This is a genomic window from Streptomyces sp. Xyl84 (genome assembly GCF_059731885.1).
On record NZ_AP029182.1, the window covers coordinates 140980 to 164482 of the forward strand.

Here is a 23503-nt window from a genome sequence, read left to right on the forward strand (position 1 = left end):
GGCGCACCGCCCTCGACCTCGCACACCGCCGATCTCAAGATCCTGGAGAAGAGAAGATGACGGACACCGTCGTCGTCGGCGCGGGAATCGCCGGCATCACCGCAGCGCGGCTGCTGCACGCCGCAGGACAGCGTGTGGTCGTGCTGGAGGCGCGGGACCGCGTCGGTGGCCGGATCCGGACCGACCGCACGGCGGGGTTCTCCGTCGACCGCGGCGCCTCCTGGATCCATGGCCTCACCGGCAACCCGCTCACACCGCTTGTCACCGCGCTCGGGATGGAGAAACGCGAGTTCACGGTGGGGAGCTTCCAGGCCGGCGGGCGGCCCATCGCCGACCACGACGAAGCGCGGCGTCTGCTGGACGACGTCGCGACACGTCGGTGGACCGACGACGTCGACACCGCAGACGGCCTGCTCCGGTCGGCCGTCGCGGCGTCCGGTCCCCACGAGAGCTACGCCGCTGTGGCCGAGCGCGCCCTTGCCTCGACGGGATGGGAACCCGAACGGGCCGAGCGGGTCCGGGCGTTCTACCGGCACCGCACCGAGGAGCAGTGCGGCGCAGAGATCGAACAGGTCGCCGCCCACGGCCTCGACGAGGACGCCGTGGAGGGGGACGAAGTGATCTTCCCGGGTGGCTACGACGTGCTCCCCCTGACGCTCGCGGAGGGCCTCGACGTACGTCCGGGAAGGGCCGTGACCGCCGTCACCAGGTCTGCCGCAGGAGTGCGAGTCGACACGGAGGACGAGTCCTTCGACGCCGCCCACGTGATCGTCACGGTGCCGCTGGGCGTCCTCAAAGCAGGGGCGATCGAGTTCACGCCCGCTCTGCCCGACGCCGTCGCCGGACCGATCGCCCGACTCGGAATGGGCGTGTTCAACAAGGTCTTCCTCCAGTTTCCGGACCGGTTCTGGCAGGACGACGTCTACGCGATCCGGCAGCACGGCCGCGCCGGCGTCCCCTGGCACTCCTGGTACGACGTCTCCGTGGTGAGCGGCCGGCCGATGCTGCTGACCTTCGCCGGCGGTGTTTGGGGACGGGAGATCGAGCAGAAGACCGACGAGGAAGTGGTCTCATCGGTGCTCGGCGCCCTGCGCGAGATCTACGGTGCCTCCGTCCCCGGGCCCGTGGCGCACTGGGTCACGCGCTGGGGCACCGACCCCTTCGCCCTCGGCTCGTACTCCTACGTCGCCGTCGGTTCCTCGCACGACGATCACGATGCGATGGCAGGGCCCGTCGACGGCGTTCTCCACTTCGCGGGAGAGGCGACCTGCGGGCGCGAGCCGGCCACCGTCCACGGCGCGCTCCTCTCGGGGCACCGGGCGGCCGAGCGGGTCCTCGGTTCGCCGATCTCCCTGGCCGGACTCACACGGGACGTGAGCCCTGCGAGGCGACACGGCCGGGGCCGGCGGTGAGGCTGACCGAGCGCCGCACTCGCAGCGGGCTGTCCCCTCACGCCCGGCGAACGGCAGACGGCGGCCCGGTCGCGGATCGAGGCGGATCAGCGGCATCCTCGCCCGCCCCGGCCTGCGGACGGTCGTTCAACAGCGGATGCGCCGCCTCGAGGTTGGTGACACGGTGGTGGTACGGCTCGAAGTCACGCCCTTGAGGGAGTGAGCCAGGCTCCCACCGCGGCAGCACGATGCCGTCTGCGCCGGCGCCCGGCCGCAGTGGCCCGGCAGCGCCGACAACCGCGAAGTCCCTCCGACCGGGCCGCAGCGGACGCTTCGACCCCTTTGGCACAACCGGTCCAGGGACACTCCCGGCCGGTCCCGCGCCGCTGCCCGGCCGATCACGCTGAAAGGTGCTGCCATGACCGGCGAGCACGGGAAGAACACCCTCACCGCACCCTCCGACATCCTGTGCGGAGACCCCGGCGACCCGGACTCTCTGTGGAAGATGGCCTGGGAGTGCCAGGAGAGGCCGGCCGGTACCTTCTGGCTCGTGTCCAAAGGGAAAAAGGGATACCTCCTCGTTCCCACCGATCGCGTCAGAGGTATCGAGTGCCCGGCCCTCATATCCGGCCCGCTCGCCAGGAACAACTACTGGCAGACAGCTGTGGAGCGAGCCGACTACTGGTTCAAGAAACCGCGATGGGGGACCGTCGGACTGGGCGTCAACGCGGCCGGGTCCCGCTCCCACGACCAGTTGCACATCCACATGTCCGCCGTACGCCAAGGGGTGAGAGCAGAGCTCGACAAAGCCCGTCAAGCGGGCACGGTCGCCGGTGATCTGAAGAGCTGGCCCAACCGGTTGACCACGGTGACCGGCTCCGACGAGGAGAAGAATCCACCGCAGCCGGATCCGCGGAGTTACCGCGTGGTCCACGTCGACAGCTTCCAGCTGTACAACCTCTTCATCGCACTGTACGACTCCGTCGTCACCCCCACGCACGAAGAGATGGGCGAACAGACGATGACCGTCATCGGTGCGGGATCCGGGCCGGCCGACGGGTATTACATTCTGAACAGCCGGAAAGACCTCCCGCACACCGCCCCCGCCCCCAAGGGGATCGGCTACTGCGACAGCATCCTCGTCTGCAAGTAGGAAGCCGTCCCATCCGGGGCGTCCGCGACAGCAGATCGTGCCGCTCGCATCCGCAGCGTGCTCAGCGCCGGTGGCCGCCGCCCTGCCGCGAGGTGCCCCGCCAGGTCGGGCCAGGTGTCCCCGGTCCACTCCGTGACCTCCGGCGCAGGTCGACGCCGTGCTCGCGGATCCAGGGGTGGTGGCGCAGCCGTACGCCCTCCGTGCGCCGGCGTACGGCTGCGGCGCGCACGGCGCGAACGGAGACTCGTTCGATGACGGCCAGACGAGGCGGCAGCGGTCCAGGTCGCCGCCGGCCACCATGTCGAACGGGGTGGTCGGGGTGCCGTTCTCCCTGCAGCCGCGCACGTGCAGGTGCCGGTGGCCACTGCGGTGGCAGGCCGGGCGGTGGATCAGCCAGGGGTAGCCGTGACAGCCGAGGATCACCGGCCTGTGCGCGATGAACAGCCCGTCGTACCCGAAGTCGGTCATGCCGTGCGGGTGTTCCTCCCGGGACAGCAGCCGGGCGATGTCCACGCCGTGCATGATCCGGCCCGACCGGACGCCCCTGCCCCGCCAGGGATGAAATCCAGCCGTTCGGCGGGCCCCTCCGGCCCGCTCGGCCACGGGCGGACCCAGGAGAACAGGAAGACATATCAGCATATCCCAAGGCCGCACATTGACCGGAAAGCGCCTTCTTTCGCATTGCACCCGTAGGGATCATGGACGGGAATTGCCTCAGACACCTTGAATTCCTATTGTGATTTTTCCGGTTTCCGGCGGTGCGGGGGATCATCGTGACGAATGAAGGCACCGAATTCGCAGGGCAAAGCGCAGCCGCAGCCGCCTTCGAACGGCATTCCATGATCGCACCGGAGCGGAGCGCGGTCCTGTATCAGGGGACCGTGATCCGCTATGCGGAGCTGAACCGGCGGGCCGAGGCGATCGCCGCGCGCCTGGCGGCCGCCGGGGCCGGCCCCTCGACGCTGGTGGCGGTGGTCCTGCCGCGCGATCCCGACCTCGTCGCCACCCTGTGTGCGGTGCTGAAACTGGATGCCGTGTGCCTTCCCGCCGACCCCCGCTCCCCGGCCGGGAGACTGCGCGAGATCCTCGCCGGCGCGGCTCCCGATGTCCTCGTCACCACCCGTGCCGCCGCTCCTGAATTCATCGGCGACGCAACCGTCTGTTTCCTGGACGACGAGCCGCAGACATCCTCCGTTGCCCCGTCGCGCCGCACCGCACGGACCGTGCCGGGAAGCGCCTGCATGCTTTATGCGGAACCCCCTGATGGAAGCACCGCTAATTCGGCGGTCTCCTATGCCGATTTGGCGCGCTATATCGACGATCCGGGCGCCGGGGTTCCGGCCGGGGCGGAGCTTCTCCACCTGATCGTGCCGCTCCTGTCCGGCAATCGCCTTGTGCTGGACACGGACACGGACGAGGTCGCACACCGGCCGGTCAGCCATGAGGCGCCACGCGATACGGTGGAGGAGGTCGTGGCGCAGGTCTGGTGCGCCGTGCTGGGCGTGGACCGGGTCGGTGTGCGGGACCGCTTCTTCGACCTGGGCGGCAAGTCGCTGCTGGCGGTCCAGGTGGTGGCGCGCCTGCGGAAGGTGCTCGGTGTCGAGCTGCCGCTGCGGGCCCTGTTCGACGCGCCGACGGTAGAGGAGCTGGCGGCCCTGGTGCGGGCCGAACAGGCCGGGGGTCAGGACGGCCGCGGGGAGCCGGCGTTCGGGCCGGTGGACCGCAGTGGGCCGCTGCCGCTGTCGTTCGCGCAGCAACGCCTGTGGTTCCTGAGCCGGTTGATGCCCGACAGCGCCTTCTACACGATGTGCGACGCCTTCCGCGTACGGGGACGGCTCGACCTGGACGGGTTGCAGCGGGCGCTGCGGATGCTGGTCGCACGGCATGAGACGCTGCGGACGGCGTTCGTCGAGCGGGACGGTGTGCCGTACCAGGTCATCGATGCCGCGGACGGCCCGGGCGCGCGGCGTGCGGCTGCCCTGACGCGGGTCGATCTGACATCGCTGCCGCCCGCCGGGCGGGAGGAGCCGGCGCGCAGGCTGGTGGCGGCGGAGGCGCAGACCCCGTTCCGGCTGGAGGACGGCGCGCTGCTGCGTGCGGTGGTGGCCCGGCTGGCGGACGACGAGCATCTGCTGGTGGTCACCATGCACCACATCGTCTCCGACGCATGGTCCGTGGGGGTGCTCGTCGAGGAACTCGGCCGGCTGTACCGCGAGTGCGTCACGGGCGCGCCCGCCGCACTTCCTCCACTCGACGTCCAGTACGCGGACTTCGCCGTGTGGCAGCGGGACTGGATGAGCGGCGCGGTGCAGGAGAAGCAGCTCGCTTACTGGAAGCGGGCTTTGGACGGCGCGCCCTCGGTGCTGCGGCTGCCCTTGGATCATCCGCGTCCCGCCGTCCAGTCCGAGCGGGGCGAGACGGTCGAGTTCGCACTGCCCGATGCGCTGGTCACCGCTCTGGAGGAGCTGAGCCGGGAGCAGGGCGTCACCCTGTTCATGACGCTGCTCGGCGCCTTCCAGGTCCTGCTGGCGCGACATGCCGGGCACGAGGACGTCGTGGTCGGTGTGCCGGCGGCGGGGCGCACCCGCACCGAGACGGAACCCCTGATCGGTTTCTTCGTCAACACACTCCCCCTGCGCGTGACCTGTGCCCCCGGTCTGTCCTTCCGGGAACTCCTGGAGCAGGTGCGTGAGGCCGCACTGGGTGCCTTCGCCCATCAGGACCTGCCCTTCGAGGCCCTGGTCGAGACGCTCGCACCCGAGCGCGACCTCAGCTACAACCCCCTCGTCCAGGTCACCTTCCAGCTGCTGAGCACGCCGGCGGCGCGGCCGGGGCTGCCCGGGGCGGAGGTGGAGCGGTACCCGGTCCGCGAGTCCGTCTCGCAGTTCGACCTGTCCTTGGACATCAAGCGGACCGACGACGGATCTTACCGGGGGATCCTGAACTACTGCCCCGATCTGTTCGACCGTCCCCGTATGGACGTGCTGGCCGGCCACTATCTGACGCTGCTCGGGGCCGCTGCCGCGGACCCGGGCCACCCGATCGGCGAGCTGCCGCTGTCCGGCGAGGCCGAACGGCACATGCTCCTCGGCCGGTCCGGGCGAGCGGAGGAGGTGCTCGGCGGGCCGGGCAGCGTCCCGGAGCGGTTCGCGGACGTGGTGCGGGCGACGCCGGACGCGCCCGCTCTGGCGTACGGGGACGCGACACTCACGTTCGCCGAGCTGGACGCTCGGGTGGCATCGCTGGCACGGACGTTGGCCGGCCTCGGGATCACCGCCGAGACGCCGGTCGCGGTGTGCCTGCCGCGCTCCGCCGACAGCATCGTGGCCCTGCTGGCCGTGATGCGGGCGGGTGGCGTCTACGTGCCCCTGGACCCGGAGTGGCCCGCCGACCGAACCGCCTACGTCCTGGAGGACACCGGGGCCCCCGTCATCATCACCCGTGACCTGCCCGCAGCCCCGGGCCGCGTCCACATCGACCCGCGGCAGCCCGTGGCCGACGGTCCGGTGCCCGCGCCGCATGTCCGCGCCGACCAGGCCGCCTACATCATCTACACCTCCGGCTCGACGGGCGCGCCGAAGGGTGTCGCCGTCCAGCACCGCTCCCTGGACCACCTCGTCAGCACCCTGCAGACCACCTTCCTCGGCCACGACCCGTATCCCGCCGGCGCCGACGGCGTGCCGCGCGAGGGCGGGAAGCAGCGCGTGACCCTCACCGCGCCCTTCACGTTCGACGCGTCCATGGAGCAGCTGAGCTGGATGCTGGCCGGACACGAGCTGTTCATCGTCCCCGAGGACGTGCGCCGCGACCCCTCGGCCCTGGTCCGGTTCGTCCAGGAGCACCGGATCGACGTCATCGACACGACGTCGTCGCAGCTCGAACTCCTGCTGGACAGTGGGCTTCTGGAGGGATCATGGGCGCCGTCCATGGTCATGGTGGGCGGTGAGGCGGTCTCGCCGTCGCTGTGGCAGGCGCTGCGCGGCCAGCGGCGTACTCGCTGTTTCAACCTCTACGGCCCCACCGAAGCGACGGTCGACGCCACCTGCCACGACCTGTCCCGCCCCGTCGACATCCCCGTCATCGGCACCCCCCTGCCCGGAGTCCGCCTCCACGTCCTCGACGAACGACTGCGACCCGCACCCGTCGGCGTCGCCGGAGAGATCTACCTCGGCGGCCCAGGACTCGCCCGCGGCTACCTCAACCGCCCCGCACTCACCGCACAGCGATTCATCGCCGACCCCTACAGCGACACCCCCGGCAGCCGCCTCTACCGCACCGGCGACCGCGCCCGCCGACGCCCCGACGGCACCCTCGAATACCTCGGACGCACCGACGACCAGATCAAACTCCGCGGCTTCCGCATCGAACCCGGCGAGATCGAAGCCGTCCTCACCCACCACCCCACCGTCAAGGAAGCCGCCGTCATCGACGACGAGCACGCGCGGCTGATCGCCTACGTCACGCCGGCGGACGCCGGCGGGGCCCGCCCCGCCGACATCCGCCGGTTCGCGCGGGGGCGGCTGCCCTCGTACATGGTGCCGTCGGCGGTGGTGGTTCTGGACGCGCTGCCGCTGACGCCGAACGGAAAGCTGGACCGCAGGCGCCTGCCGGTGCCCGAGGTGGGCAGGCCCGAGCTGGACGTCGGGTTCGTGGCGCCGCGTGACGTGGTGGAGGAGGTCGTGGCGCAGGTCTGGTGCGCCGTGCTCGGCGTCGACCGGGTAGGTGTGCACGACGACTTCTTCGACTTGGGCGGCCACTCGTTGCTGGTGATCCAGGTGGCGGCCCGGATCCGCAGGCTGCTGGGCGTCGAGGTACCGCTGCGGGAGCTGTTCGACGCCCCGACCATCGGACAGCTGGCTTCCCGCGTCCGCGCCGAACAGGCCAGGGGCCTCGGCGACGGGGCTCCGGCCCTTGAGCCGGTGGAGGACCGGAGCGGGCCGCTGCCGCTGTCGTTCGCGCAGCAACGCCTCTGGTACCTGGACCAGTTGATGCCCGACAGCGTCTTCTACAACATGTGCGACGCCTACCGGGTCCGCGGCCCCCTCGACCTGGACGCGCTGCAGCGGGCGCTGCGGATGCTCGTCGAACGGCACGAGACGCTGCGGACGGCGTTCGTCGAACGGGACGGCGTACCCTACCAGGTCGTCTCGGCCTGTGACGCGCCGGTCGCGCGGCGTGCGGCACAGGTGATGCGGATCGAGCCGGCCGAGCGGACCGAGGAGGGTGTGCGGGACCTGGTGGCGGCGCAGGCGCGCACCCCGTTCCGGCTGGAGGACGGCGCGCTGCTGCGCGTGGCGGTGGCCCGGCTGGCGGACGACGAGCATGTGCTGGTGATCACCATGCACCACATCGTGTCCGACGGCTGGTCGGTCGAGGTCCTGGTGGACGAACTGGGCCGGCTGTACCGGGAACACGTCACCGGCGCCCCCGCCGCGCTCGCCCGGCTGGACATCCAGTACGCCGACTTCGCCCTCTGGCAGCGGGCCTGGATGACCGGCCCCGTGCAGGAGAAGCAACTCTCCTACTGGAAAGGTGCGTTGGACGGCGCGCCGTCGGTGCTGCGGCTGCCCGCCGACCACCCGCGTCCCGCCGTCCAGTCCCACCGGGGCGAGACTGTCGAGTTCTCGCTGCCCGCGGCGCTGGTCGCGCGGCTGGAAGGGCTCGGCCGGGAGCAGGGCGTCACTCTCTTCATGACACTGCTCGGCGCCTTCCAGGTGCTGCTCGCACGGTACAGCGGCCAGGACGACGTCGTCGTGGGCGTGCCGGCGGCGAACCGCACCCGCGCCGAGACCGAACCCCTGGTCGGCTTCTTCGTCAACACCCTTCCGGTACGGGTCGGCTGTCCGCCGCAGGTGTCGTTCCGCGAGCTGCTCGACCGGGTCCGCGAGGCCGCGCTGGGCGCCTTCGCCCATCAGGACCTCCCCTTCGAGGCGCTGGTCGAGGCGCTCGCACCCGAGCGCGACCTCAGCCACACCCCTCTCGTACAGGTCACCTTCCAGCTCCTCGACGCTCCCGACGAGAAGCTCGTCCTGCACGGCACGGACTGCACCTCGCTCGGCTTCAGCGGCGTGACCAGCCGGTTCGACCTGTCCCTCGACATCGTCTCGGGCCGGGACGGGAAGCGGTGCCTGCTCACGTACTGCCCCGATCTGTTCGACCGGCCCCGCATGGAGGTGCTGGCCGGCCACTACCTGACACTGCTCGACGCGGCGGCGAACGACCCCGGCCTCCGCATCGGGGACCTGCCGCTGAGCGACGGCACCGAACACCTGCGCCCGCCGGCCGGGGCAGGGCCGCAGCACACGCCTGAAACGGACACGGGGACGGTTCCGGACGCCTTCGCCGCCCAGGTGCGGGCGACACCGGACGCGCCCGCTCTGGCGTACGGGGACACGACACTCACGTTCGCCGAGCTGGACACCCAGGTCACCGCCCTGACCGGGCAGTTGCTGCGCCTCGGCGTGGTGGCCGAGACACCGGTCGCGGTGTGCCTGCCGCGCTGCGCCGACAGCGTCGTGGCCCTGCTGGCCGTGATGCGGGCGGGTGGCGTCTACGTGCCCCTGGACCCGGAGTGGCCCGCCGACCGCACCGCCCATGTCCTGGAGGACACCGGGGCCCCCGTCGTCATCACCCGCGACCTGCCCGCAGCCCCGGGCCGCGTCCACATCGACCCGCGCCAGGCCCCCGCCGACGGCCCGCCGGCCGCACCGCGCCTCCACCCCGACCAGGCCGCGTACATCATCTACACCTCGGGATCCACCGGCGCCCCCAAGGGCGTCACCGTCCAGCATCGCTCTCTGCGCCACCTGCTGGGCCACGTACGGCGCATGGCGGAGGGCGGCCGCCGGCGCAATGTCGCGCACACCACCGCGATGACCTTCGACCCGTCGCTGGAACAGTTCCTGTGGCTGGTCGCCGGACACACCCTGCACGTCGCGTCCGAGAACGAGCGCCGCGACCCCGAGGCGCTGGTGGCTCTGGTGCGGCGGGCCGCGATCGACGTCCTCAACGTCACCCCGTCCCACCTGGACATGCTGATCCAGGCCGGGCTGCTGGAGGGCTTCCGGGTGCCGGAAACGCTCCTGGTCGGCGGCGAGGCCGTGTCCGCGGCCCTGTGGCGGACACTGCGCCACCAGGGCTCCGCCGCTCGCGCCTTCAACCTCTACGGCCCCACCGAAGCGACGGTCGACGCCACCTGCCACGACCTGTCCCGCCCCGTCGACATCCCCGTCATCGGCACCCCCCTGCCCGGAGTCCGCCTCCACGTCCTCGACGAACGACTGCGACCCGCACCCGTCGGCGTCGCCGGAGAGATCTACCTCGGCGGCCCAGGACTCGCCCGCGGCTACCTCAACCGCCCCGCACTCACCGCACAGCGATTCATCGCCAACCCCTACAGCGACACCCCCGGCAGCCGCCTCTACCGCACCGGCGACCGCGCCCGCCGACGCCCCGACGGCACCCTCGAATACCTCGGACGCACCGACGATCAGATCAAACTCCGCGGCTTCCGCATCGAACCCGGCGAGATCGAAGCCGTCCTCACCCACCACCCCACCGTCAAGGAAGCCGCCGTCACCGTGGCCGCCGACGACGGCACCGCCCGGCTGGTCGCCCTCGTCGCGCTCGGCTCCGGCTCCGGCTTCGGCTCCCCGCACGGCAGTCCCGCCGACGGCGACCAGGGTGCCCACGTCGAGGACTGGAACGCGGTCTTCGAGACGACCCACGCCGACGCCACCGACGGTGAACTCACCTTCAACATCAAGGGCTGGAACGACAGCCTCACCGGTGAGCCGATCCCCGTGGAGCACATGCGGGAGTGGGTCGACACCACTGTCGCCCGCCTCCTGGACCGGCCGGCCGGACGCGTCCTGGAGATCGGCTGCGGCACCGGGCTGCTCATGTGGCGGCTGCTGCCGCACGTCACCGAGTACACCGGCACCGACTTCTCACGCCCCGCCGTGGAGTGGCTCCGGGACGGACTGCGCCGGCGCCCCGCGCACCGGGCGCGGCTGCACCACCGCGAGGCCACCGACTTCACCGGTGTCGGCGCCGCGTCCACCGACCTCGTCGTCATCAACTCGGTCGTCCAGTACTTTCCCGACCGCGCCTATCTCGACGCCGTCCTGGACCGGGCCGTCGACGCCACGGCCGACCAGGGGCGCGTCTTCGTCGGAGACGTACGCAACCTCGCCCTCGCCCCGCAGTTCTACGCCCGCCAGGCCCTCGCCCACGCCGGCCCCGGTACCCCGGCGCAGGACCTGGCCCGTGCCGCGCGTGAACTCGCCGCCAGGGACAGCGAGTTGCTGATCTCGCCCGAGTACTTCACCGGGCTCGCCGCCCGCTCGCCCCGCATCACCGGCGTCGAGGTCCTGCCCCGCCGGGGACGGCACCACAACGAGATGAGCCTGTACCGCTACGACGTGGTGCTGCACGTGGGCGACCGCCCGGCCGCCCCGGAGGCAGAGGTGGTCGCCTGGGGCGACCAGGTGCACGACCTCGCGTCGCTGTCCGCCCGCCTGGACGGCGGGGGCCCGGACGCCCTGCTCGTGCGCGGTGTCCCCAACGCCCGCCTGACCCGCGACAACGAGCTGCTCCAGACGCCCGCGGACGCGACGGCCGTCGACCCCGAGCACCTGTGGGCGCTGGCGGACTCCACCCCCTACCGGGTGAGCGTCAGCTGGGCCGGCGCAGATCCGCGAGGCGCGATGGACGTCCTGCTGGTGAAGAAGGGCGTCCACGACGGCCGTCCGCTGCTCGTTCCCCACCCCGCGCCGGAGCCGTCGGCCCGGCTGACGAACACGCCGACCCGGCATCGGCGTACGACCGAGGAGGGCACGGCCGCCGAGGGACTGCGTTCCTGGCTCGCCGAACGACTGCCCGCCCACCTGCTGCCCGCGCGGATCATCGAGGTGGACGCGCTGCCCCGCACCGGCACCGGAAAGCTCGACCGCGGCGCACTCGGCGGGCTGGTCACCACAGGCCGAACCGCCGCGCAGAGCGACAACGCCGCCACCGCGCCCCGTACCGGCCTCGAACAGACCCTGGCCGACGCGTGGGCGCAGGTGCTCGGCCTCCCCGCAATCGGCGTGCACGACAACTTCTTCACCTTGGGCGGGGACTCGCTCCTCGCCGTCAGGGCCGTCGCCCGGTGCCGCCAGGCCGGCGTCCGGCTGACCGTCCGGCAGTTGCTGAGCCAACAGACCGTCGCCGCGCTGGCGGCGGCCCTCGACGAGGAGAACGATGACTGACCCTCAGCTGCGTACCGTCGCGCTCACCGAGGAGGAGAACGCGGAGGTCGAGGACCTGTTGCGCACCCTGTCCGGGGTACCGGTCGACTCCACCGTCGAGCTGCTGCACCGCACCCGCCTCGCAGCACAGCGGCTGCCGCTGCGCATCCGCACCGAACTGACCGCGATGCGGCTCTACGACAGCCCGCGCGCCCTGGTGGTCACCGGCTTCGGCATCGACGACGACCGGATCGGACCGACCCCCGCGACCCGCCCCGTCCCGGACCCCGAACGGACCCGGAACGAGGAACTGCTGCTCCTGCTGCACGCGGCCCTGCTCGGCGAAGCGTTCGGCTGGGCCACCCAGCAGAACGGCCGGCTCGTCCACGACGTACTGCCCGTCCCCGGCGAGGAGACCGAGCAGATGGGCTCCAGCAGCAAGGCCGAACTGCTGTGGCACACCGAGGACGCCTTCCACCCCCTGCGCTGCGACTACGTGGGCCTGCTGTGCCTGCGCAACCACCAGGGTGCCGCGACCACGCTGGGCTGGCCCGACCTGTCCCGGCTCACCGCCGAGGACCGGGCCACGCTCCTCGAACCGCGCTATCTGATCCGCCCCGACACCTCGCACACGCCCGAGCAGAACGCGGCGGCCGCACAGTCCTCCGAACGGTTCGCGGCGATCGCCGAGATGGACGACGCCCCGGAGCGCGTCGCCGTCCTGTTCGGTGCCCCCGACGCACCCTATCTGCGGATCGACCCGGCCTACATGAGCCCGGCGCCCGGGGACGCGGCCGCCCGGCGGGCGTACGACACCATCGCCGCGCTCATCGAGGACGGACTGCAGCACGTCACCCTGGACGCGGGCTCGCTGCTGCTCGTCGACAACTACCAGGCCGTGCACGGCCGCAAGCCGTTCGCCGCCGCCTACGACGGCCGCGATCGCTGGCTCAAGCGCGTCAACATCACCCGCGATCTGCGCCGTTCCCGGTCCGCCCGGCAGTCGGCCACCTCGCTGCTGGTGTGAGGGACGGCCGCCATGGACTTCCCGCTCACCCGCATCAACCGCTGGTACAGCGGCGGCTGCGACGGCCCGCCCCGGGTGCGGCTGTGCGCGCTGCCCTACGCGGGCGGCACCGCCGCCGTCTTCAAGGACTGGCCCGCCGCACTGCCCTCCGGAGTGGAGCTGCTCACCGCCCATCTGCCGGGCCGCGGCGACCGGTTCGCCGAACCGCCCCTGGCCACCCTGGAGGAGACCGCCGAGCAGCTGTGCGCGGCGCTGCCGGCCGGCGACGTGCCCACGGTCGTCCTCGGTCACAGCATGGGCGCCCTGCTGGGGTACGAACTGGCGGAGCGGCTCGCGGCCCTGGACCGGGCCCCGAGCCTGCTCGTCGCCGCCGGCTGCCGTCCCCCGAACGTCCCGCCGGACGCCTCGGGCCCCGCGACGCAGGACGAGCTGGCCGCCACGCTCCGGGAGGAACGACCGTGGGACGAGGCGCTGCTGAACGAGGAACTCAGGGAAGCGGTGCTGCCCACCCTCGTCGCCGACATCGCGGCCGGTGACCGCTACCACCGCCCGCGCCCCTGCGCGCTCGACCTGCCGCTGAAGGTCTACATCGCCGCGGACGACGACGGGACCGACTGGCGGACCACCCTGGGCTGGCGCGCCTGCACCACGCGGGACTGCGAGGTCGTCGTCCTGCCCGGCGGCCACTACTTCGTGGAGACCGAGCGCGCGGCCGTCCTCGCCCGCCTCGCCGTGGACCTCGCCGAGGTGGCGGCATGAGCACGCAAGCCGGCGCCCGGCCCACCTACCTCGCGGTGCTGGCCGTGCGCGAGGCCCGCTCGCCGCTCCTCGGCAGCTGCCTGGCCCGCATGTCCTTCGCCGTGCTGCCGCTGTCCCTGCTGCTGTCGGTCCGCGACGCGACCGGGTCCTTCGCCGTCGCGGGACTCACCTCCGGCGCGCTGTCGGCCACCCTCACCGTGTTCGCGCCCGCCCGCGCCCGCCTGATCGACCGCAAGGGCTCACGGACCGGACTGATCTGGCTGACCGTCCCCTATCTGCTGGGGCTCGCCACGCTGATCACGCTCGCCGAAGCCGGGGCACCCACCGCGGCCCTGCTCGTCGCAGCCGCCGCCGCGGGTGTCTTCGCTCCGCCGCTCGGGCCGACCATGCGCGTCCTGTGGGCCAAGATCCTGCACGGCCGCCAGCCCCTCCTGCACACCGCCTACGCCCTCGACTCGGTGACCGAGGAAGTGGTGTTCACCCTGGGTCCGCTGCTGGCGGGCGGTCTGATCGCGGTCGCCGCGCCCCTCGCTTCCATGATCACGGTCATGGTGCTGATCGCGGCCGGAACCGTCTGCTTCGTACTGTCCGCCGCGACCGCGGCCGCCCCCACCTCGGACCGGCCCGGCGAGGACCAGCCGCACGGCCGGCCCATGGCCCTGCCCGGGATGCGCACGATCGTGCTGTCCTTCGGCGGGGTGGGCCTGGTCGTCGGGGTGCTCCAGGTCGTGCTGCCGTTCATCGCCGACCGGGCGGGCTCGCCCGGCGCGGGCGGCGTCCTGCTGGCCCTGCTGTCCGCGGGCAGCGCGGTCGGCGGTCTCGCCTACGGGCGGATCGGCTGGCGCTCCACACCGGTGCAGCGGTTCGCGGTGCTCGTCACCGGGTTCACGCTGACGGTGCTGCCCCTGTGCCTGACCGGGAACCCGCTGCCGGCCGGGGCGTTCGCCTTCCTCGTAGGACTGTGTCTCGCTCCGCTGTTCACCACCGCCTACCTGCTGGTCAACGACCTGGTGACGGCGTCGAGGACCGCTCCGACCGAGGCCAACACCTGGGTGTCCACGGCCAACAACGGAGGGTTCGCCGCGGGCAGCGCCGCCGCCGGTGTGCTGCTCGACTCCCAGGGCCCCGCCCTCACCGTCACCGCCGCGTTCGCCGTGGCCGCCGCGACCGCCGTCACGACCGTGGTCCGCCGCCGGACCCTGGTCCTCGAAGCCGGCGACGCCGAACCGGCCGCCGCCGCATCCGTCGACCGCACCGCACCCGTCGAAGCCGAGGAGTGAACCGATCGTGTCCGAGAACGCGGCGAACTGGTCGCGCATACGCACAGGGGACGCACCCGTCGTGCTCGCCGTCGACTTCTACGGAACGGGCCGCCAGGAGGCCACCTTCAGCCACCTGTGCGACCTGCTCCCCGACCCGGTCGAGGTCTGGCACGCGGTCGCGCCCACCCCGGACGGCGACTGGTCCGCCGCCACCGGCGCCGGCTATCTGCGCTGGTGGACGGAAGGGCTCGACACGGTCCTGGCGGGGCAGCCGGCGCGGGCCGTCGTCGGCTACTGCGCCGGCGGCGTTTTCGCCTCGGCCCTCGCCGACGTCCTCGGCGAACGGGACGGCCGCCGGCCGCAGGTCGTGCTGTTCAACCCGGGCGCACCCGGCGTCGCCACGCTCACCCGTGATTTCCGCGGCCTCGTCGCCGGCATGGACGTCCTCACGGACGAGGAGCGCGCCGGTCTGCTGGCCGAGATGACCGCGATCCAGCAGGCGCACGCTCCCGACGCACTGGTCCCGGTCGCCGAGCAGTACGCCGCCCTGTACCGCAAGGGCTGCGACCTGCTCTGCGAACGGCTCGGGGTGGACGCCTCCCTCGGCGCCGAACTGGCCGCCATCCTCGACTCCTACCTGGCCTATCTGACGGCGGCGCTCGACGTGCCGCCCGCCCCGCAGTGGCGCACCGCCACCTCGCTCACCTCCCGTGAGCACCGGGGCGCCGGCTTCACCGACACCGAGCACGGCTTCGACGTCGCCCGCGCCGACCTGCTGAACTCCCCGCAGGTCGCCGACGCGCTGGCCGCGCTCCTTCACGAACACGAGGCGAGCCGATGACCCTGGCCCTGCGCGACGCCTTCCTCGACCAGGCCGCCCGGACCCCCGACGCCGAAGCCGTCGTCCACGGCGGCAGAGTATGGACGTACCGCGAACTGGAACGGCATGCCGGGCGCATCGCCCGGACGCTGGCCGCACGCGGCGCGGGCCCCGGCACGCTGGTGGCGGTGCGCCTGGCGCGCGGCCCCGAACTGGTCGCCGCGCTCCTCGCGGTCACGCTGACGGGGGCGGGCTATGTACCGCTGGCCGACGACGACCCGCAGGACCGGCAGCGGCACATCCTCGACGACTGCGCCGCCGCGCTGCTGCTGGCCGAGCGCCCCTCGGACGACGGACGCACCCTCACCCCGGACGAGGCGTCGGCGCCCGCCCGCCCGTTCGACGCGGCTCCCGTGAGGGCCGGTGATCCGGCCTACGTGATCTACACCTCCGGCTCCAGCGGCCGGCCCAAAGGCGTGCTGGTCGGGCAGGGCGCGCTCGGCACCTATCTGGCGCAGGCCCGCGCGCGCTACGACGGGTTGGCCGGACGGACGGTGCTGCACTCCTCGGTGTCGTTCGACATGGCGGTGACCAGCCTGTGGGGCCCGCTCGTGAGCGGCGGCGCGATCCACGTCCTGGACCTCAAGGCGATCGCATCCGGCGAACAGCCGCCGCCCGCCGACGCGGCACGCCCCACCTTCCTCAAGATCACCCCGTCGCACCTGCCCCTGCTGAGCCTGCTCCCGGACTCCTGCCTGCCCACCGGGCAGCTCGTGATCGGCGGCGAGGCGCTGACCGGCTCCGCGCTCGGGCACTGGCGCGCCGCGCACCCCGACGTCACGGTCGTCAACGAGTACGGGCCCACCGAGGCGACCGTCGGCTGCTGCGCACACGTCCTGCGCCCCGGCGACGCCGTGGGTCCCGGTGCCGTCCCCATCGGGCGGGCGTTCACGGGCACACGCCTGTACGTGCTCGACGCGCAGGGCGAACGCGTCGCCGCGGGCGCCGTGGGTGAACTGCACATAGCCGGACAGCAGTTGGCGCGCGGTTACCTCGGGCGCGCGGAACTGACCGACGAACGCTTCGTGCCGGACCCGTTCGCCGCCGACGGCTCCCGGATGTACCGGACCGGCGACCTGGTGCGCGAACGCCCCGACGGCGACCTCGAGTACCTCGGACGCGCGGACGAGCAGCTGAAGGTCTCCGGGTACCGGATCGAGCCCGGCGAGGTCGAGGCCGTGCTCCGCGGCCACGCGGGCGTGAGGGACTGCGCGGTCGCCGCGGTCGGCCGGGCGGACGCCCGTCGGCTCGTCGCCTACGTGGCTCCGGGCCCCGGCGCCTCGCCCGACGCCGCCGCGCTGGCCCGGCACGCGGCCGAGAAGCTGCCGCCGTACATGGTGCCGTCGGCGTTCGTCACGGTACCCGCACTGCCGCTCTCCCCCAGCGGGAAACTCGACCGTGCGGCGCTGCCCGAACCCCCTGCGCCGGACGTGGCGTCGGGCGCCCGCAGCCCGGCCGAGACCGTGCTGTGCGAGCTGCTGGCGCAGTGCCTGGGTGTCCCGGAGATCGATGCCGACGCCGACTTCGTGGCAGCCGGCGGGAGCAGCATCACCGCGCTGAAGCTGGTCGCCGGTGCCCGCAGGGCCGGGATCCGCCTCGAACTCACCACCGTCCTGCGCGAACGGACCGTGCGACGCATCCTCGCGGCCCAGCCGGACGCCGCCCCGCTCATCGCCGAAGGAGCGCCCAAGTGACCTGGCCAGTAACGCTCACTCCCCTCGGCGGGATCTCCCCCCGGCCCCGCGGTGAGGGACTCACCACCGGCGCCGAATACGACCTGGGGCCGCTCGGCGACGCGGGCCCCGACTGGGTGCGCTCCCACGGCCCGCAACTGCGCGAGCGTCTCGCCACCGACGGACTGATCCTGCTGCACGGCCTTCGCGCCGACGGCGACGGCATCGACGGCTTCCACGACGTGGTCGGGTCCGTCGGCGGCGACCTGCTGCGCTACACCGAGCGGTCCACCCCGCGCAGGGCGGTCAAGGGAAACATCTACACCTCGACCGAGTACCCTGCCGACCAGCCCATCCCGATGCACAACGAGAGTTCGTACGCGGCCAGTTGGCCGTCCACGGTGTACTTCTTCTGCCACACCGCGCCGGGCTCCGGCGGCGCCACGCCCATCGCCGACAGCCGCGTCGTCCTCGACCTGATCCCGGCCGGGGTCAGGGAGCGGTTCGCCAAGGGGGTCGTCTACACCCGTACGTTCCGCGCTGACATGGGACTGAGCTGGCAGGAGGCGTTCCAGACCGAGGACCGCGCCGACGTCGAACGCCACTGCCGCACGCACGGCCAGGAGTTCTCCTGGGACGGCGACGTCCTGCACACCCGCCACCACCGCCCGGCCACCGCCGTCGACCCGGGCACCGGGGCCGAGGTGTGGTTCAACCAGGCGCACCTGTTCCACCTGTCCAGCCTGGAACCGGACCTGCGCGAAGTGCTCCTGGAGACATACGGCGAGGACGGTCTGCCCCGCAACGCCCTGCTCGGTGACGGCAGTCCGATCCCCGACGCCGATCTGGCGGCCGTCCGCGCCGCCTACGACCGTGCCTCGCTCGCGCTGCCCTGGCGGCAGGGCGACATCATGCTCGTCAGCAACATGCGGATGGCACACGGCCGCGAGCCCTTCACCGGCGAGCGCCGCATACTCGTCGCGATGACCTGACCCGACCGTCCCTGGAGGACCTCCATGAGCAACCCCTTCGACGACGAGGACGGCACCTTCCTCGTGCTGCGCAACGAGGAGGGCCAGTACTCGCTGTGGCCGGACGACTTCGCCGTCCCCGCCGGGTGGAGCGTCGTGCACGGCCCGGACAGTCACCGCGCCTGCCTGGACCACATCGAACAGACGTGGACGGACATGCGCCCCCGGAGCCTGGCCGCGGCCCTGGACGGGGCCGACCGGGACACCCCTGTGTCCGGTGCCGCTGCACCTGAGCAGTAGGGCCACGGTCGCCGGGGCACCCACGGGAGGACGCCGGCGGCCAGCTCTGCTGTGAACGCGGGACCCGTCAGACGGTCCGCGGCTCGGCCGGCGATGCCGTGCGGGGGGATGCGTTCCGCGTGGCCTCCCGTCGCCCGGCGGGCCGCTGCGGCGGATGCCTCGACCGCACCGGCGGCGTGACCGGTTCGCCACCCCCGCGCGTACCCGGCCGGCTCGGCGTCCGCGGCTGGGCGGGTTCGCCAGCGACAGCTGGACAGCCGTTCTCGGGCCGCTCGCGGTGGGCAGGACCGGGCTCGCCCACCGTCCGGCCGCCGGGTGGACCGACCGGCTGAACTTCGGGCGTACGGGTGCGGCCCGCCTCGTGGCGTCCACCCCGTCGGCGGGCCACCGGGCCGTAGCGTGAGCGCATGGCACAGGAAGTATCGATCGTACGGCCGGGCGAGGGAGAGGTCATCGAGCTGGGGCCGATCCGGATCCGCGTCCTGGAGGACGGCGGCAGGACCGGACACCGGCTCGCGTTGTGCGAGGCGACCCTCGCACCGCGCAGCGGCGGGCCGCCCCTGCACCGCCACGCCGGGCACGACGAGGGCTTCTACGTCCTGTCCGGCACGGTTCGCTTCACCACCGGCGACCGCACATGGGACGCGCCGCCCGGGACCCTGGTCCTCGCGCCCACCGACGCGCCGCACACCTTCGCCAACCCGGGTGACGAACCGGCCTCCTTCCTGGCCACCTTCACCCCTGACCTGTTCGTGCAGTATTTCCGTGACCTGCGCGACGCCCTCGCCCGGGGCGAGGAACTCGACGAGCAGCTCGACCGCCGCATCTCCAGCCGGTACGCCACCGCCCCCGTCGACGGCCACGCCCCCTGATGAGGGCAGCGGCGGGCGCGGTCCCGCTCGCGCGGCTCCCGGGTACGGGAGGACAACGGCAGCCCTGCTGCCGGCCCGCACCGACAACCGGCAGGGCAGCTACGCCCTACGCCCTGGCCGCCTCTCCGAACGGCCGAGGCGGCGGACCGGGCCGTGAAGCCCCGCACAGGATCACCGGGCCGGTGAACTGTCATGTCCGTCGCGCCCCGGAGCCCGGCGTCTCCTCCGCAAGTGCCGGGTGGAGCGAGCCTTCTGCCCTGATGAGGGATGATCCCGTACGTGGCTGGAGAGGCAGGTGCAGATGCGGACGACGCCGGTGCATGGGCTGAGCGACTGGGTTGGGCGTTCGGGCTCATAGCGGAGGACCCCGCTGCGAGAGATGCGGCTCTCGTCCGTCTGGCGGAGGCCCGGAGGGAGGTCACGGACGCGCTCGCCCGGTCCAGGGAGACGTGGCTGCTGACGCGGCCCCTCGGGGCGGACGAGCAGTACCGGGAGCCGGCCTTCCTGCAGGCGCGCCGGAGGCATGAGGAAGCTCGGAGGCGTTCGCTGCCCGACGGGGTGTGGGGTGCTCCCGTGGACGGGGACCTGGCGGCGTGGCCGGGGCTGCCCTATGCGTTGCTCTTCCTGGAGTGGGAGGCGAGGTACCCGCTGGAGTGGACGCGGCATGCGAAGGCGTGGGGGACGAAGCAGAGCCTGATCCGCGAGGTGGCCCGTGCTCGCCGGGACGAGGCGGTCAGGGCGAAGCTCACCGACCTGGTCGAGATCGTCGTCCACCGGGCGTATCGCTGCAAGGACCGCGCATACGTGCGCGTCGCCCGGGCAGTCGACAGCGCTGACCTACGGGACAGGCTCGATCGGGCAGCCGATTCGGACAGTCCCTGGGCCCGGTGCCATGCCGGGTATGTGCTCTGGCTTCTCGACCGCCCTGACCTGCCGAACACCCGTCATGTCTGGCAGACCTGGGTGGCAGGCGAGGCCGCGGCGCTCATGTGACCGGCGACGCTGGGCAAGGTACCCGTGATCACGGGGTGCTCTACGCACCGTGACCTGCCTGGAAGGCCGTGCGTGCCGGCGCATCATCCCTGACCCCGTTGCCCTTGACCGGCTCCGCGAGCAGTCCGACCCCGGGCCTGGGGGGAGGTGCCCAGTCTGCCGGGTGCACGCGGGCGTGCGCTCGCTCACTCGGTCCCGAACCGGACGAGTACGCCGTTTCGCCTCGTGTCGGGCAGCGTCCTCTGCCACAGTGCACCACCATGACCAGTCAGCCGCAGCAGCAATCACCGCCGGACGACGCCCCCGCCGTCCGACCCGCCGCCCCGGTGGGGGTGACCGCTCCACTGACGGTGGGGGTGGAGGAGGAGTTCCTCCTCGTCGATCCCGTCACCCGAACCGTCAGTCCCCAGGGCCCGCAAGTCGCCGCCACGGCCGCCGGTCAGCTCGGCCACCGCGTCGGCACCGAACTGACCCGCTACCAGATCGAAGGCCGTACCGAGCCGCACACCCGCCTGAGCGAGGCAGCCGAGGAGCTGCGCGCAACGCGGGCGGTCCTGGCACGCGCGGCCGCAGGCCGCGGCCTGCGCATCGCCTCCAGCGGATCCCCCATCCTCGGCCTGGTCACCCCCGTGCCCCTCACGCCGGGCCCGCGCTACGCGGAAAGCCTGTCCCTCTTCCGCGCGCTGGACGACGAGCAGAGCGCGTGCGCGTGCCACGTACACGTCGGCGTGGCCGATCCTCGTGAAGCGATCGAAGTGAGCAACCACCTGCGGCCCTGGCTGCCCACGCTGACCGCGCTCACCGCGAACTCGCCGTACTGGGCGGGTCGCGACACCGGCTACGCGAGCTGGCGCACCACCACCTGGGGGCGGTGGCCGGTGGCCGGCCCACCGCCCTACTTCGAGTCCCCCGCCCATTTCCGGGACCTGGTGGAAGAACTCATCGGCACGGGGACCGTCATGGACCGCGGCGGCCTCTACTGGGACATCCGCCCCTCCCACCACCTGCCCACCATCGAGGTACGCGTCGCCGACGCAGGCCTCACCCCCGAGGACACCGTCCTGCTCGCCGCCGTCGTCCGCGCCCTCACCGCCACCGCCCTCACCGCCGTCCGCGCCGGGGATCCGGCACCCCGGCCCGCCCCCGAGATGCTGCGCGCGGCCTGCTGGCGGGCAGCACGCGACGGTCTGAGCGGACACGCCCTCGACGCCGTCACCCGCCGGCTGCTCCCTCAGACCACGCAGACCGAGCACCTGCTGCGCGCCATCTCCCCCGCCCTGCACCGCCACGGCGACCTCGACCTCGTACGCGCCCACTGGAACCGGCTGCGCACCCGGGGAAACGGAGCCGACCGGCAGCGCGCCGCCTACCGCCACCGCTCCAGCCTCCACGACGTCGTCGACCACGTCATCCACGCCACCTGCCCCCCGCAGGCTCACTGAACAAGTCGATCCGGTCCCGTTGCGCGCCTGGCTCAGTCCCGCCGCTCCCCCGTCCGACACGTGCCGGCGGCCGAGGCACCGACCGCCCGTACCGACGTCGCCGCCACCGGCGCGCTGTGCGCTCACGAGCGCGAGCACGCCCGGATGTAAGCAGACGGACGGCCCGTCGGCGAACCTGCGGCATCGAAAGCTTCCACCGCCTGCTCACCGTCCCCCGTCGAGGCCCGACAGCCAAGCCCTCTTGGCTGTCGGCGTCACTCACCGAACCGGAGGGCACAGATCCGGATCGTCGCGGGCGGAGGCGGGGCCGCCGGTGCCGCTCTGCCCGGACGACCGCCTCGTGGTTAGGGGGCAGGACCTCGGCCCGGGTCGGCGCGGAAGGCGATCAGGGCGATGTCGTCGCGGGCGTCGGAGAGGTTCTGCAGGTTGCCGAGCAGCTCGGGAAGAGGTTCGCCGCGGTGGTGGGGGGCGGCTCGCAGGAGGCACTGCTGCCCCTCGTCGAGGGAGGAGTTGGGAGTTTCGATGAGGCCGTCGGTGTAGTACAGGAGGGTGTCCCCGGGGGCGAGGGCTCGGGTGTGGGTGGTGCGGCGGGTTCTGGGGTCGACACACAGCGGGGGGTCCTCACCTGTGCCGGTGAGGAAGTGGGGCATCCCCCGGGCGGGGACGAGCAGGGGCGGTGGGTGTCCGGCGTTGGACCAGGCCATCCGCCAGGTGCCGTCGGGCCGCCGCCGGAGGTGGGTGTGGACGGCGGCGGCGAACGAGGCGATGGCCAGTCCGTCCGCGGCGTCGTCGAGCATGGCCAGCACGGTCCCGGGCTCGCAGCCGGGGCCCATGTTCCAGGCGAGGCCGCGGCACATACTGCGCAACTGGCCCATGGCGGTCGCCGCGGTAAGGTTGTGGCGGCGACGTCCTCGATGTCGAGGGCCAGGGTGCCGTCGGAGTGGACGATGGCGTCGTACCAGTCTCCGCCGATCTCGTTGGCCGAGCTGGCCGGCTGGTAGCAGGCGGCCAGGGACGCGCCGGGCACGGTCGGTGGCTCGATGAGATGGGCGCGCTGCAGGCGCAGGGCGATGCGGCGGGCGCGCTGGAGGTCGAGGACGCGGTGGATGGGCCGTTGTGCGAGGTGGAGGACCTTGCGCAGCAGTTCCACGTCGTCGGGGCCGGGCACCGGGGTGTCGCCGTTGGTGCTCGTGGCGGCGTAGCCGAGAACGATGCCGTCGACGACCAGCGGGACGAGGGTCAGGCTCGTGGCGCCCGCGGCGACCAGCCAGCGCTCGGTGACGGCCGGGAGCAGGCCGGCGGGGAACCGCCGCCCGGTGGCCGGGAAGCGGAAAGGCCGCGGGACCCGGCTCTCCAGCATCTCCCGGACCGTGCCCGTAACGGCGACGCTCTGCCCCGCAGTGCGGGGGCGGCCGGCAGTCCCGGGCGGATCGCGGAGGCCACCCGCCGGGCCGTAGCAGCCGACCCGGACGAAGCCCCGTCGGCCCGCGCATCCCCGCTGCCGCAGGAACTCCTCGCGGGGCCACCACGGTCGTGGGGCGGCCACCGCC

At 72.7% G+C, this 23503-nt stretch carries 14 protein-coding genes and 1 pseudogene; 13 read left to right on the forward strand and 2 right to left on the reverse strand.

Annotated features, from left to right (window positions below):
* The first annotated feature begins 56 nt into the window (after positions 1 to 56).
* The gene (locus AC6I72_RS00645) at positions 57 to 1412 is read left to right on the forward strand and encodes a flavin monoamine oxidase family protein (RefSeq protein ID WP_497998576.1); all 1356 of its coding nucleotides are present in this window, start codon (positions 57 to 59) and stop codon (positions 1410 to 1412) included.
* A 397-nt stretch (positions 1413 to 1809) separates the two neighbouring features.
* On the forward strand, positions 1810 to 2544 hold the full coding sequence (locus tag AC6I72_RS00650; protein ID WP_497998577.1) for a CDP-diacylglycerol diphosphatase: 735 nt from the start codon (positions 1810 to 1812) through the stop codon (positions 2542 to 2544).
* Positions 2545 to 2660: 116 nt separating this feature from the next.
* Here AC6I72_RS00650 and AC6I72_RS00655 read toward each other — a convergent pair.
* A pseudogene (locus AC6I72_RS00655) lies at positions 2661 to 3072 on the reverse strand (phosphoketolase family protein); the annotation flags it as partial.
* A 311-nt stretch (positions 3073 to 3383) separates the two neighbouring features.
* Between AC6I72_RS00655 and AC6I72_RS00660 the strand changes: the two are divergent.
* From AC6I72_RS00660 to AC6I72_RS00710, 11 genes are all read left to right on the forward strand, one after another.
* Positions 3384 to 11795, forward strand: coding sequence for an amino acid adenylation domain-containing protein (locus AC6I72_RS00660; RefSeq protein ID WP_497998578.1), 8412 nt, complete (start codon positions 3384 to 3386; stop codon positions 11793 to 11795).
* Positions 11788 to 12801, forward strand: a complete 1014-nt coding sequence (gntD, locus tag AC6I72_RS00665; protein WP_497998579.1) for a guanitoxin biosynthesis L-enduracididine beta-hydroxylase GntD — start codon at positions 11788 to 11790, stop codon at positions 12799 to 12801. Before AC6I72_RS00660 ends, gntD begins: the two co-directional genes overlap by 8 nt.
* Positions 12802 to 12813: 12 nt before the next feature.
* Entirely contained in the window at positions 12814 to 13560 is a 747-nt protein-coding gene (locus tag AC6I72_RS00670; protein ID WP_497998581.1) for a thioesterase II family protein, read from the forward strand.
* The gene (locus AC6I72_RS00675; protein WP_497998582.1) at positions 13557 to 14840 is read left to right on the forward strand and encodes an MFS transporter; all 1284 of its coding nucleotides are present in this window, start codon (positions 13557 to 13559) and stop codon (positions 14838 to 14840) included. The genes AC6I72_RS00670 and AC6I72_RS00675 overlap by 4 nt, the downstream gene beginning before the upstream one ends.
* Positions 14841 to 14847: 7 nt before the next feature.
* Positions 14848 to 15663, forward strand: coding sequence for a hypothetical protein (locus AC6I72_RS00680; protein ID WP_497998584.1), 816 nt, complete (start codon positions 14848 to 14850; stop codon positions 15661 to 15663).
* Positions 15660 to 17396 (forward strand): non-ribosomal peptide synthetase, encoded by a 1737-nt coding sequence (locus AC6I72_RS00685; RefSeq protein ID WP_497998586.1) that lies wholly within the window; start codon positions 15660 to 15662, stop codon positions 17394 to 17396. Before AC6I72_RS00680 ends, AC6I72_RS00685 begins: the two co-directional genes overlap by 4 nt.
* The gene (locus AC6I72_RS00690; RefSeq protein WP_497998588.1) at positions 17393 to 18367 is read left to right on the forward strand and encodes a TauD/TfdA family dioxygenase; all 975 of its coding nucleotides are present in this window, start codon (positions 17393 to 17395) and stop codon (positions 18365 to 18367) included. Before AC6I72_RS00685 ends, AC6I72_RS00690 begins: the two co-directional genes overlap by 4 nt.
* A 24-nt stretch (positions 18368 to 18391) precedes the next feature.
* Entirely contained in the window at positions 18392 to 18646 is a 255-nt protein-coding gene (locus AC6I72_RS00695; RefSeq protein ID WP_497998590.1) for an MbtH family protein, read from the forward strand.
* Between the two features lie 407 nt (positions 18647 to 19053).
* Positions 19054 to 19518 carry a cupin domain-containing protein gene (locus AC6I72_RS00700; RefSeq protein ID WP_497998592.1) on the forward strand — a complete coding sequence of 155 codons (465 nt, stop codon included), beginning with the start codon at positions 19054 to 19056 and terminating at the stop codon, positions 19516 to 19518.
* Positions 19519 to 20091: 573 nt separating this feature from the next.
* Positions 20092 to 20511 (forward strand): hypothetical protein, encoded by a 420-nt coding sequence (locus AC6I72_RS00705; RefSeq protein ID WP_497998594.1) that lies wholly within the window; start codon positions 20092 to 20094, stop codon positions 20509 to 20511.
* 260 nt (positions 20512 to 20771) lie between these two features.
* Positions 20772 to 21953 (forward strand): carboxylate-amine ligase, encoded by a 1182-nt coding sequence (locus AC6I72_RS00710; protein WP_497998596.1) that lies wholly within the window; start codon positions 20772 to 20774, stop codon positions 21951 to 21953.
* Positions 21954 to 22297: 344 nt separating this feature from the next.
* Here the strand turns inward: AC6I72_RS00710 and AC6I72_RS00715 are convergent, their stop codons facing one another.
* The gene (locus AC6I72_RS00715) at positions 22298 to 23446 is read right to left on the reverse strand and encodes a PP2C family protein-serine/threonine phosphatase (protein ID WP_497998598.1); all 1149 of its coding nucleotides are present in this window, start codon (positions 23444 to 23446) and stop codon (positions 22298 to 22300) included.
* Positions 23447 to 23503: the final 57 nt, after the last annotated feature.